The sequence below is a fragment of the Pseudomonas fildesensis genome (genome assembly GCF_001050345.1).
Classification (GTDB): domain Bacteria; phylum Pseudomonadota; class Gammaproteobacteria; order Pseudomonadales; family Pseudomonadaceae; genus Aquipseudomonas; species Aquipseudomonas fildesensis.
In genome coordinates this window covers 141,182-153,882 of the sequence record NZ_LFMW01000018.1, presented here as the reverse complement: position 1 = coordinate 153,882, position 12,701 = coordinate 141,182, and the positions used below count along the sequence as shown (strand labels likewise).

General features: G+C 61.5%; 11 protein-coding genes. 7 read left to right on the top strand and 4 right to left on the bottom strand.

The features are described from left to right. The first annotated feature begins 47 nt into the window (after positions 1–47). Entirely contained in the window at positions 48–1,817 is a 1,770-nt protein-coding gene (locus ACR52_RS23735; RefSeq protein ID WP_048730170.1) for a bifunctional diguanylate cyclase/phosphodiesterase, read from the top strand. On the opposite strand, the gene ACR52_RS23730 is transcribed toward ACR52_RS23735, so the two are convergent. The 4 genes from ACR52_RS23730 to ACR52_RS23715 form a co-directional block, all read right to left on the bottom strand. Beyond that, positions 1,814–2,185 (bottom strand): hypothetical protein, encoded by a 372-nt coding sequence (locus ACR52_RS23730; RefSeq protein ID WP_048730099.1) that lies wholly within the window; start codon positions 2,183–2,185, stop codon positions 1,814–1,816. The two genes, ACR52_RS23735 and ACR52_RS23730, sit on opposite strands and share 4 nt — an antisense overlap. Further along, positions 2,182–2,520 carry a helix-turn-helix domain-containing protein gene (locus ACR52_RS23725; RefSeq protein ID WP_048730097.1) on the bottom strand — a complete coding sequence of 113 codons (339 nt, stop codon included), beginning with the start codon at positions 2,518–2,520 and terminating at the stop codon, positions 2,182–2,184. Before ACR52_RS23725 ends, ACR52_RS23730 begins: the two co-directional genes overlap by 4 nt. A gap of 103 nt (positions 2,521–2,623) precedes the next feature. Next, positions 2,624–3,082, bottom strand: coding sequence for a YkvA family protein (locus ACR52_RS23720; protein WP_048730095.1), 459 nt, complete (start codon positions 3,080–3,082; stop codon positions 2,624–2,626). 420 nt (positions 3,083–3,502) lie between these two features. Continuing rightward, positions 3,503–4,243: an FKBP-type peptidyl-prolyl cis-trans isomerase gene (locus ACR52_RS23715; protein WP_048730093.1), complete on the bottom strand. Its 741-nt coding sequence runs from the start codon at positions 4,241–4,243 to the stop codon at positions 3,503–3,505. A 258-nt stretch (positions 4,244–4,501) separates the two neighbouring features. Between ACR52_RS23715 and ACR52_RS23710 the strand changes: the two genes are divergently transcribed. From ACR52_RS23710 to kdpB, 6 genes are all read left to right on the top strand, one after another. Continuing rightward, positions 4,502–6,310: a di-heme-cytochrome C peroxidase gene (locus ACR52_RS23710; protein WP_048730091.1), complete on the top strand. Its 1,809-nt coding sequence runs from the start codon at positions 4,502–4,504 to the stop codon at positions 6,308–6,310. Between the two features lie 29 nt (positions 6,311–6,339). Next, positions 6,340–7,473, top strand: a complete 1,134-nt coding sequence (locus tag ACR52_RS23705) for a catalase family protein (RefSeq protein ID WP_048730168.1) — start codon at positions 6,340–6,342, stop codon at positions 7,471–7,473. A 564-nt stretch (positions 7,474–8,037) separates the two neighbouring features. Continuing rightward, a complete protein-coding gene (gene kdpF, locus ACR52_RS29740) occupies positions 8,038–8,136 on the top strand; it encodes a K(+)-transporting ATPase subunit F (RefSeq protein ID WP_074851717.1) in 99 nt (32 codons plus the stop codon). A gap of 107 nt (positions 8,137–8,243) precedes the next feature. Further along, positions 8,244–9,950, top strand: a complete 1,707-nt coding sequence (gene kdpA / locus ACR52_RS23700) for a potassium-transporting ATPase subunit KdpA (protein ID WP_048730089.1) — start codon at positions 8,244–8,246, stop codon at positions 9,948–9,950. 10 nt (positions 9,951–9,960) lie between these two features. Beyond that, positions 9,961–10,620, top strand: a complete 660-nt coding sequence (gene kdpC / locus ACR52_RS23695; protein ID WP_048730087.1) for a K(+)-transporting ATPase subunit C — start codon at positions 9,961–9,963, stop codon at positions 10,618–10,620. A gap of 11 nt (positions 10,621–10,631) precedes the next feature. Then, entirely contained in the window at positions 10,632–12,701 is a 2,070-nt protein-coding gene (kdpB, locus tag ACR52_RS23690) for a potassium-transporting ATPase subunit KdpB (protein WP_048730086.1), read from the top strand.

The following is a 12,701-nucleotide window of genomic DNA, read 5'->3' as shown; positions in this document are numbered from 1 at the left end:
ACCGCTGGCTCAACGCCTGCGGTCCTTTTTTTTCGATCGAGATCGCCATGACCATGACCGAACAGCTGAATGCATTGGGCTCTATCCTGGCTCAAGGCAGTTTGCACAGCCTGTTCCAACCGATCATCTGCCTATCCGAACGGCGCATCCTCGGCTACGAAGCCCTCAGCCGTGGCCCATCCAACAGCCCGCTGCACTCCCCTGTCGCCCTGTTCTCCGTGGCCAGCCAAGCCGGGCGCCTCAGCGAACTGGAGATCGCCTGCCGCGAGAGCGCCTGCCGACGCTTCAGCGAACAAAAATTGCCGGGCAAGCTGTTCCTCAATATCTCGCCGGAGTCCTTGATGGAGACGGCGCACCAACCCGGGCGTACGCTGCAACTGCTGCGCGACTTCGGTATTCCGCCGAGCCAAGTGGTGATCGAACTCACCGAGCAGACGCCCACCGACGATTTCGACCTGCTGCAAACCGCCCTGCTCCATTACCGCAACATGGGCTTCGCCATCGCACTCGATGACTTGGGCGCCGGCTATTCCAGCCTGCGGCTGTGGTCGGAGTTGCGCCCGGATTACGTGAAGATCGACCGCCACTTTATCGACGGCATTCATCAAGACGCGCTCAAGCGTGAATTTGTCGGTTCCATCCTGCAGATCGCCAGGGCCTCTCGCGCCCAGGTGATCGCCGAAGGCATCGAGCTGCCGGAAGAGCTGGCGGTGTTGACGGAGATGGGCGTCGACCTGGTCCAGGGCTACCTGCTCTGCCGCCCGCAGGAGCAACCGCCGCAGGAAGCACGCTTGATGCTGCCCAAACCTGACAACGCCAACATTGCCCTCAGCGAAGAAGCCAGCGACCTCAGTGCGCTGCTCAACGAACAACCGGCGGTGGATCAAGACACCGCCACCGCCCAGGTGCTGGAAGCCTTTCGCCGCCAGGCCAACCTCAACTCCCTGGCGGTGCTGGATGAGCGCGGCCAGCCGGTCGGCATTGTGCACAGGCATTCGCTGTCGGACGCCCTGCTCAAGCCGTTCGCCACCGACCTGTTCGCGCGCAAGCCGATCAGCCGCTTGATGAGCGGCGACTTTCTTGCGGTGGAGTTGAGCCAGTCCTTACAGCAAGTCAGCCGGCTGCTGACGAGCCGCGCCCGGCAACGCATCGAGGAAGATTTCATCATCACGCTCAACGGCGACTACCTGGGCCTGGGTCGGGTGATCGATGTGCTCAAACTGATCACCGAGCTGAAGATCCAGCAAGCGCGTTACGCCAACCCGCTGACCCTGCTACCGGGCAACGTGCCGATCCAGCAGTGCCTGACGCGGCTGTTGCAGCAGGAGCGAGAGTCGGTGATCTGCTATGTGGATATCGACAGCTTCAAGCCATTCAACGATATCTACGGGTATGGGCGTGGGGATGAGGTGTTGCTGTGCCTGGCGCAGTGCCTGAACGACCGGGTCGACCCCAGCCGCGACTTTGTCGGGCATATCGGTGGCGATGATTTTCTGCTGGTGCTGGGCCCGCAGGACTGGCGCAAGCGGCTCAATCAACTGCTGGATGATTTCCACACCCAATGCCGACGCTTCTACCGCGCCGAACATCTCGATGCTGGCTGTTTCGTCGCATTGAACCGCCAGGGCGTGCGCCAGGAGTTCGCGCTGCTGTCGCTGTCGATCGGCGTGGTGCATTTATATCCACAGGCTTGTGGACAACTCGATGCCAGCCAGTTGGCAGAACTGGCGTCGCAAGCCAAGCACCACGCCAAGGACATGGCCGGCTACAGCATCCATGTGATCGACAGCATGGACGCGCTGCTACCGCAGGCCTAGGCCTCGGCGGACTCTGGGTACTCGTACTCGAACACCCGCACCACTTCCGAGGCGTGCCAGGATGCGGCGGCCACGCCATCGGAGGGCCCGCAGAAACGCCCCAGGCGCTCCACGCATTCAAAAAAACCGGTACGCGGCAGGCGGCTGGCACCCTGACTGATCACCAGGGAGCTGCGCAACGGCTGCTCGGCCTTGGCATCCAGCGCCGCCAGGTGTTCCAGAGCGGCGGTCAGGGTTTGCATTGCCGGCGTGGGAAATTGCAGGCGCTCCAGCAGCGCGCGGTAGGTCAGCAAATGGCGCTGGCGGCGCGCCTGGTCCAGTTCGGCGAGTAAGCCATCCCAGTGTTGACGGCTGATACGTACGCTCAAGATTCATCCCTCCAACCTGCAACGCCCAATTCCCAGGCCAGGCTGCGGCGGATCGCGGCATCCGGCTGGCGTTCACCACTTTCGATCAATCCTAGATACGAGGGGCTGATGCCCACGGTACGGGCCAGGGCTTCGATGGCCAGGCCTTTTGCCTCGCGCAGGCCGCGCAGGTCGGCGAGCGGGCGCAGCACCTCGTCGGGGGCGACCTGGGCTGTAGCGCAAGGAGGTGGCGTAGGTTGTTGCTGACCGGCGGCTTTGAGTAGCGCCTGGTACTGATCCCATGGCAACACCGCGTACTCGGGTTCGCCATTGCGTGAAATTATCTGAATATCCATGACTGCCCCGTAGGATAACAACACTTACTAAGTAAGCATTTTCCTTAATACCTTCTTAAGAGTGTAATCCTAACAGCCACAAAGGTCGCAGGGGATATAAGCGTCATGGGTTTTTTTGCGGGTTTTCCTTGGCTAGCAGCGCGGGCGTCGCCGGCAGGCGCTCAACCACCGCGAGCTTTTCCGGACGCTGGGCGTCACGCCAGGCGCGAAAAGCGCTCAGCTCGCCGCTCAGGGTCTTCATGACCCAGGCCAGCACGGCAATGTCGTCGAGCATGCCGAACATGGGAATAAAGTCGGGGATCGCATCGATGGGGCTGAGGAAGTACATCAGCCCCGCCACCACTGAAATCAGCGCCTTGGGGCTGATTGCCCGGTATTCACCGCGCCAGTAAGCCAAGCACAGGGCCTGGAGCAATTTGAGATCTTCCTTGAGCTTGCCAAGCCGATTGCCCTGGCTTGAGCCTTTGGCTGCAACGGCAAACAGCAGGGTCGGCAAACGCCCACGGCCCAGCAAGCGGGCGGCCATGGGCAGGAAACGGGTGAAATTGAAGGGTGGTTTCATTTGTCACTCCAGTTCCAGGCGACATAAAAGGTTATCCACACAAATTGTGGATAACCTTGTGAACAGAGCCTATTTTCCTGGCTGAAAGCCCCGGTTTACAAGGCTTTCAGTCAGATCGGGCGTTTTTTGCGCACATAAAAAAAACCCAAGATTTCATTGACTTGGCGCTTGCGTGCGGCTACCCGTACTCGAGTCTTATATCAGACTGTACCGTGCCGCGCGGGTTCGATTGGATTTGCCCCACGACACCGCAGGAGCCGGCTTGCCGGCGATGGTCGTTAACGATAACGCGGGCATCCTGAATGAATGCGGGGGCTGTGAGATCTTCGCCGGCAAGCAGGCTCACAGGAAGCGGCGTTTTCAAACCTGCAGAAACAACAACGCCCCGTCGAGACGGGGCGTTGTGTGTTCAGTCGCCGATTACTTCTTGGCGGCAGGTGCAGCAGGTGCGTCAGGGGCTTCAGCCTTGGCTGGGTCCTTGATGGCCAACAGTTCCAGGTCAAATACCAGCACGGAGTTGGCTGGAATCGCCGGGCTCGGGCTCTGGGCGCCGTAAGCCAGGTCAGACGGAATGTACAGCTCGACCTTCTCGCCAACGTGCATCAGTTGCAGGCCTTCAACCCAACCCGGGATCACGCCGCTGACCGGCAGGTCAATCGGGCTACCGCGATCTACGGAGCTGTCGAAGGTGGTGCCGTTGGTGAGCTTGCCGGTGTAGTGAACAGTCACCACGTCAGTCGGCTTAGGCTGAGCGCCGTCGGCTTTCTTGGTGATCTTGTACTGCAGACCGGAAGCAGTGGTGACTACGCCGTCTTTCTTGGCGTTGTCTTCGAGGAATTTCTTGCCGGCGGTTGCCGACTCTTCGCTCATTTTGGTCATGCGTTCTTCAGCACGTTTTTGCAGTGCGGCAAACGCTTCAACCAGTTCGTCGTCTTTCAGCTTCTGTTCTTTCTTGCCGACGGCATCTTCAATGCCTTGGGCTACCGCTTTGGAGTCCAGGTCATCCATGCCTTCTTGGGCAAGGCTTTTGCCCATGTTCAGGCCGATACCGTAGGAAGCTTTCTGCGCCGGGGTTTTCAGCTCTACGCTGGTCTGCGAATCACAACCCGCAAGTACCAGGCTAACCAGGGCCACCGCCGCCGCCAACCGATGCTGTTTCATGCTATTTCCTTGTTCATGCGCCAAAAGGGCATTCGAATAAAGTCGCGAGCTTATCAGGCGGCCACGACCAATGGCTACCGGCATGTGAGCAGGAAACGTCTGATAAGTTCACGTGTTTAAAAGCATTTTCATTCATTATGGAGGCCCGCGACGGATCGTGGGACCGCCTGATACAACGCTCATAGCCACTTGCCGCACCTGTGGCGTAGTGGCATAACAACGCTACCACTCGACAAGGCCGAGACAAGGATAGTTATCTTGCGCATTTTTTCCCGTGTTTTACTCCTGATACTCGCCGCACTGGGCCTGATCCTGGCCGTGGTGGCCTATTACACCGTCAACCCCAGGCTGCCGGACTATGTCCCCGTGGAGCAGGTGCACTACCAGGACCAATGGAGTGCCGCCGACCGCCAGACCTACTACTTCACGCCTCAGGGCACCCAGGTAAAAGGCCTGCATTACGATTGGTTCACTGCACTTGAACTGCCGTTTTCCGATCAGCGCTTTGCCACGCCCGAGTACCTGGCGCGCTTTGGTTTTCTGGTAGATCCCAAACAAGTGCCCACGGCGCAAAACCCCGGCAACCTGCCCGTCGGTTTCGCCCGGCACACGAACGCCGGCAGCAACACGCAATACCTGGATATCACCTGTGCCGCCTGCCACACCGGCGAGCTGCACTTCAAGGGCCAGGCCCTGCGCATCGACGGCGGTTCCGCCCAGCACGTGCTGCCCTCCAGCGTGCCCACCCTGCGCGGCGGCAGCTTCGGCCAAGCCTTGGTGGCCAGCCTTGCGGCCACGTATTACAACCCGTGGAAATTCGAGCGTTTCGCCCGCCAGGTGCTGGGGGATCGCTACGAGTCCGAACACGACCAACTGCGCCAGGACTTCAAGCAGTCGCTGAACAAATTCTTCAAGGTTGCCTGGAACGACACCCACCGTGGCCTCTACCCCACCGAAGAAGGCCCGGGGCGTACCGACGCCTTTGGCCGCATCGCCAATGCCAGCTTTGGCGACGCCATATCCCCGGACAATTACCGCATCGCCAATGCACCGGTGGACTACCCGCAGCTGTGGGATATCTGGACGTTCGACTGGGTGCAATGGAACGGCTCGGCCCAGCAACCGATGGCGCGCAATATCGGCGAGGCCCTAGGTGTGGGTGCAACCCTGACCTTCTTCGACAGCGCCGGTCAACCGCTCCAGGGCGATGCGCGCTATCCGTCCAGCGTGCGGGTGCGTGACCTGAACCTGATCGAAGAAACCCTGCAACGCCTCAAACCGCCGACCTGGCCGGAGGAGCTGTTCGGTGCAGTCGACAAACCTCTTGCCGCTCAAGGCCGCACCTTGTTCGCCGAAAACTGCGCGGGCTGCCATGTGCCCGCCGTCAGCCACGAAAACGGTCGTCCCATGCAGCATCTGAAAATGCTCCCGGTGGACTACATCGGCACCGACCCCGGCACCGCCAGCAACATTGCCGACCAGCGCTACGACCTCAGCGCCCTGCAATGGGACCCGGTGGAACTGGCCAGGCTCAACGTCGAACTTCACCCCACACCGACCGAGCCGCTGGACCTGCGCAAACTGTCCGTGGCCAAGGGCCTGGCCTACGTCACCGCCTTTGTCGAAGACCACGCCTACCGCGCGGCCGGCGTTACCCCGGCCGAGCGCCCGCGCCTGGACGGTTACGGCCTGCCCATCGGCGTGCGCGAACTGCGCGCCTACAAAGCACGCCCGCTGGCCGGCGTCTGGGCCACGCCGCCGTTCCTGCACAACGGCTCGGTGCCGACGATCTACCAACTGCTCTCGCCCCAGGACGAGCGCAACACCACGTTCTATAAAGGCACATTCGACTACGACCCGCGTCACCTGGGCTTTCAGACCGCTGCGTTCAAGAATGCCTTCCTGTTCGATACAAAAATCACCGGCAACCACAACAGCGGCCACGAATTCCGTGCCGGCCAGCGTGGCAATGGCGTGATCGGCCGTGGCTTGCAGCCGCAGGAACGCTGGGCGCTGCTGGAATACCTCAAAGTGCTGGGCGGCCCGCTGGAGCAACAACTGCCATGATTATTCGATCGCAAAACAAGGACCGTTCCATGCTCGCTCGTCTCTGGTTGCGCCTCGGCGCGTTTCTCGGCAAAACCCTGCTGTGGCTGCTAGGCCTGGGTTTGCTCGGTTGGCTGGCGGCCACCGCCTGGTATGCCTGGCAACACAGCGGCCCGGTGTCGCCGGATGAGCAGATCCCTGCGGGTGAAGCGGCGATGACCCAGGGCATCATTCAGACCGCCGTACGCATCGTCGACCAGCACCGCGAAGGCACGCGTTACCTGCGCGATGCCCACGCCAAGGCCCATGGCTGCGTGAAGGCCGAAGTCAATGTGCTGGCCGACCTCGACCCGGCCCTGCGCCAGGGTGTGTTCGCCGAGCCGGGCAAGACCTGGGAGGCGATGATGCGCCTGTCCAACGGCAACGCCTACCCGCAGTTCGACAGCATCCGCGATGCGCGCGGCATGGCGATCAAACTGCTCGAGGTGCCCGGCAAACAGCTGCTGGCCGACCAGCAGGCGCGGGCGGAACAGGACTTCGTGATGTTCAGTCACCCGAACTTCTTTGTCAGCGACGTGGCCGAATACGCGCAGAACATCGGCGCCCAGGCCGATGGCAAGAAAATCCTGGCGTTCTTCCCCAAGGTCGACCCGCGCAGCTGGCAGGTGCGCCACCTGTTTATCGCCCTGGCGACCCTGGCCCCCGCACCGGCGAGCCCGACGCAGACCACCTACTTTTCGGTATCGCCCTACAAGTTCGGCGCGGCCAATGCCAAGTTCCGCGTCGCGCCTGACGCACAAAGTTGCCCGGAATACCTGCTGCCTAAACAGAACCAGGACCTGCCGAATTTCCTGCGTAGTGCGCTGAACCAGCAGCTGTCCGCCGACCGCGTGCCGGCGTGTTTTGTGCTGCAGATCCAGCGGCAGAATCCACAGAAGTTCATGCCGATCGAAGACACCAGCATCGAATGGAAGGAAAGCGACGCACCGTATGAAACCGTGGCCACGGTGCGGATTCCCGCGCAGGATTTCGACACGCCAGCCTTGAACCTGGCGTGCGACAACCAGTCGTTCAACCCGTGGTTTGGTGTGGAAGAACATCGCCCCATTGGCGGCATCAACCGCTTGCGCAAAGCGGTGTATGAAGCGGTCAGCGACTACCGGCATAGCCGTAATTTGCAATGACATAAATGTAGGAGCCGGCGACGCAGGCACTTGCGTGCATCAGGCATACCGAGTGGATGCCATCGCCGGCAAGCCGGCTCCTACAGTTTGACCGGGTTCGACATTAGGCGTCCGGTCGGCACCATCCCGTAAAGAGTCCGTATAAATCACCCATTCCCCATAACGATTACGTCGTCGCTATTGAGCAACTAACCCCCCACGCTCTACCGTCACTTCCTACCCCAAAAACCCGTAGGAAGTCATCGTGGAAAGTTCAACTTTAGGCATGATCGTCCTGTCAATGATCGCCCTCTTCGGCACCGCCGCATTTTGCTTCGAGCACCTTGCCACGCGCGACATAAAGAAAAAGAAAGCCAAATAAGCTGATCACTAAAAGCAGCAGAACCCCAGTTTTTCAAGGGATACCCCGGCACCGGGCTATCCCTTTTTTTCATTCGCGCAGCCTAAGCGTTTCTCTATACCGTCTTAATACCGCGTCCCGTAATCAGTGCCCGAGCTTGATACCCCAACCCTTAACCTCCCCGCGTCCGCACTTGCGGCTTATTCATTCAGGGGAGTTACACCGTGCTCACACTTACGTTCATTTATATCGCCAGCGGCTTATGCGCCGTCGGGCTCTTCGCTTATCTGGGCTATGCCCTTATCCGCGCCGAAAAGTTCTAGGGAGTTCGCCATGTACGACGTGATGTTTATTGGCCTCTGCCTGGTGTTTTTTGCTGCGACTGCCATGGCCATTGTCGCCATGGGCAAGATTTGAACGGAGCCACGACATGTTAAGCACCTTGCTGGAATTTGCGCTGGTCCTGGGGTTGATGACCGGGCTCGCCGTGCTGATGGGCAAATGGCTGAACCGGGTGTTCACCGGTACCCGCCATGCACTGCCGGAACGTTTTACCTTTAGCCTGCTGGGCATCGACCCACAGGAGACCATGGGCTGGGCCCGCTATGGTTCGGCGTTGTTGTTGTCGAACGCCGCGATGATGCTGCTCGGCTATGTCGTCCTGCGCCTGCAGGCGGTGATGCCGATCAACCCGCTGGGGCTGGCCGCACAAACCCCGGACCTGGCGTTCAATACCGCCGCGTCCTTTATTACCAACACCAACTGGCAGGCGTACTCGGGCGAAACCAGCCTGTCGAACTTCAGCCAGATGGCGGTCATCACCTTCTTGATGTTCGTCGGCGCGACCTCCGGCGTGGTCGCGGCGGCCGGTTTCATTCGTGGACTGAGCCGCTCGAATTCGGCCGACATCGGTAACTTCTGGGTCGACTTCACCCGCACGCTGTACCGGGTAATGCTGCCGCTGTGCGTGGGTATGGCGCTGGTCTACGTCTGGCAGGGCATGCCGCAAACCTTCGCCTCCCAAGCCCTGGCGACGACGCTGGAAGGTGCGCAGCAACAGTTGATTGTCGGCGCGGTGGCCAGCTTTGAGTCGATCAAGCATATCGGCACCAACGGCGGCGGCTTCTTCAGCATGAACGCCGCCCACCCGTTCGAAAACCCGACGCCGCTGACCAACGCCCTGCACATCCTCAGCATGTTGCTGATCCCGTCGGCGCTGACCTACACCTTCGGCAGCATGCTGATGCAACGGCGTCAGGGATGGGTGTTTTTCGGCACCTTCCTGGTGATGTTCATCGGCTTCCTCGCACTGGTCTACGGTGCCGAGCAAAACGGCAACCCGCTGCTGACCCAGGCCGGCGCCAACCAGACGTTCTCGCTTGAACAAAGCGGCGGCAACATGGAAGGCAAGGAACTGCGTTTCGGCATCGCCGACAGCAGCCTGTTTATCGCCACCACCACCGCAGCCACCACCGGCTCGGTCAACACCATGCACGACTCGTTGACCCCCATGGGCGGCTTCGTACCCCTGGCGCAGATGATGCTCAACTGTGTGTTCGGCGGCGACGGCGTGGGCTTTATCAACCTGATCCAGTACGCGCTGCTGACGGTGTTCCTGGTGGGCATGATGATCGGCCGCAGCCCGGAATTCCTCGGCAAAAAGATCGAGGCACGGGAGATGAAACTGGTGATGCTCTCGGTGCTCGCGCACCCCATCAGCATCCTCGGTTTCACCGCCCTCGCCGCCCTCTGGCCCGACACCATGGCCAGCCTCAACAACCTCGGCCCCCACGGTTTCAGCGAGGTGCTCTACGCCTACACCTCGGGCACCGCCAACAACGGATCGGCGTTCGCCGGGCTGAACGCCAACACGCCGTTCTTCAACACCACCATTGGCCTGGCGATGCTGATCGGGCGCTTCTTCACGATGCTGCCGATGCTGGCTGTGGCCGGCTCCCTGGCGATGAAAAAGACCGTGCCAGCTGGCGCTGGGACCATCCCCACCGCGACCCCGCTGTTCATGCTGCTGGTGGTGTTCGTGGTGCTGGTGGTCGGTGGCCTGACCTTTTTGCCGGCGCTCGCGCTCGGCCCGCTGGTGGAGCAACTGCAGTTGCTGTCCGGCCAGACGTATAACTGAGGACACGTTGATGACGACTCAATCGATATTCAAAGGACTGCTGCGCCCGGTGCTGGTTTCGGCGGTGTTCTTCATGGCCCTGACCGGCCTCGCCTACCCGATCTTCACCACGTTTGCCGCACAGCTGTTGTTCCCGTTTCAGGCCCAGGGCTCGCTGATCGAGCGCGATGGGTTGGTGGTCGGCTCAGCGTTGATCGGCCAGCATTTCACCCGGCCCGAGTACTTCCATGGCCGCCCGAGCATGACCCTTGGCGCCGACCCGCAAGACCCGGGCAAAAGCGTTTCGCAGCCGTACAACGCAGGTTCCAGCGGTGCAAGCAACCTGGGGCCGACCAGCCAGAAACTGGTGGACCAGGTCGCGGCACGTGTCCGGGCCTATCGCCAGGAGAACGGCATGGCCGCAGACGCCCAGGTGCCGGTCGACGCCGTCACCGCTTCCGCGTCGGGCCTCGACCCGCACATCTCGGTCGCCAACGCGCGGCTGCAACTGGCGCGGGTCGCCCGCCTGCGGCAGATCGCCGACGCCGAACTGCTGCAATTGGTCAACGACCACACCACCGCTCGCACCCTCGGTTTGCTCGGCGAGCCACGCGTGAATGTGCTGCAACTCAACCTCGCGCTGGACGCCCGCCTGCCTTCGCGTCAGCCCCCCATTGCGGCCAGTGAGTAAGAGATTTCTTCATGAAAAATGCTCGTTTACCTCTATTTGATCGAAGCATCGTGCTCACGGCCTGTGGGGATGCGTTCAAGAAACTGCTGCCCCAGGCGCAGTGGAAAAACCCGGTGATGTTCGTCGTGTACCTCGCCAGCATCCTCACCACACTGCTGTGGTTCCAGTCCCTCGGCGGCCAGGGCGAAGCGCCCAGCGGTTTTATCCTCAGCATCACCTTGTGGCTGTGGTTCACCGTGCTGTTCGCCAACTTCGCCGAGGCCTTGGCCGAGGGCCGCAGCCGTGCCCAGGCCGCCAGCCTGCGCAGCATGAAACGCCAAACCCTGGCCAAGCTGCTGCAACAACCCAGGCACGGCGCAGCGTGGCTGCCGACCGAAGCGACACTGCTGCGCAAAGACCAGGTGGTGCTGATCGAAGCCGGCGACCTGGTACCGCTGGACGGCGTGGTAATTGAAGGCGTGGCCTCGGTGGATGAAAGCGCGATCACCGGTGAATCGGCACCAGTGATTCGCGAGGCCGGTGGCGACTTTTCCTCGGTTACCGGCGGCACGCGGGTGCTGTCGGACTGGCTGGTGGTGCGCATCAGCGTCAATCCCGGCGAGTCGTTTCTCGACCGCATGATCTCGATGGTCGAATCGGCCAAGCGCCAGAAAACGCCGAACGAAGTCGCCCTGACGATTTTGCTGGTGGGCCTGACCCTGTTGTTCCTGCTGGTGATCGCCACGCTGAGCCCGTACTCGATCTTCGCCGTGGCCATGAGCGGCACCGGCAGCGTGGTCAGCGCCACGGTGCTGGTGGCGTTGCTGGTGTGCCTGATCCCCACCACCATCGGTGGCCTGCTCTCGGCCATCGGCGTGGCGGGGATGAGCCGGATGATGTCGGCCAATGTCATCGCCACCTCCGGGCGCGCGGTCGAGGCGGCGGGCGATGTCGACGTACTGCTGCTCGACAAGACCGGCACCATCACCCTGGGCAATCGCCAAGCCAGCAGCTTCTTGCCGGCCCCAGGCGTAAAGGAAGCCGAACTGGCTGACGCCGCGCAACTCGCCTCCCTGGCCGATGAAACCCCGGAAGGCCGCAGCATTGTGGTGCTGGCCAAGCAGAAATTCGACATTCGTGCGCGAGACATCAATGCCCTTGGCGCAAGCTTTGTGCACTTCACCGCGCAAACCCGCATGAGCGGCGTCGACCTGCCCGAAGGCCGGGCGATTCGCAAAGGCGCGGCGGACGCGATCCGCAGCCATATCGAAGCCATGGGGGGGAGTTTTCCGGCCGCCTTGCAGGCGAAAGTCGATGAAGTCTCGCGGCGTGGCAGCACACCGCTGGTGGTCTCCGATGGTTCCAAGGCATTGGGCGTCGTCGAGCTCAAGGACGTGGTCAAGGGCGGTATCAAGGAGCGCTTCGCCGAGCTGCGGCGCATGGGCATCAAGACCGTGATGATCACCGGCGACAACCGCCTCACCGCAGCGGCGATTGCCGTGGAAGCCGGCGTTGATGACTTCCTCGCCGAAGCCCGCCCGGAAGACAAGCTGCAACTGATCCGCGACTACCAGGCCCAGGGCAAGCTCGTGGCCATGACCGGCGACGGCACCAACGATGCGCCCGCGCTGGCCCAGGCCGATGTGGCCGTGGCAATGAACAGCGGCACCCAGGCGGCCAAAGAGGCCGGCAATATGGTCGACCTCGACAGCAACCCGACCAAGCTGATTGAAGTGGTCGAGGTCGGCAAACAGATGCTGATGACCCGCGGCGCCCTCACCACCTTCAGCGTGGCGAATGACGTGGCGAAGTATTTCGCGATCATCCCGGCGGCGTTTGTCGCGACCTATCCGCAGCTCGGCGCGCTGAACGTGATGCACCTGACCAGCCCCAACTCGGCGATTCTCAGTGCGGTGATTTTCAACGCGTTGATCATTGTTGCGTTGATTCCCCTGGCACTGCGCGGCGTGACCTACCGCGCGATTGGCGCGGCGGCGTTGCTCAATCGCAACCTGCTGATCTATGGCCTGGGCGGTGTGCTGGTGCCGTTCGCCGGGATCAAGTTGATCGACATGATATTGACCGGAGTGGGCTTGGTGTAA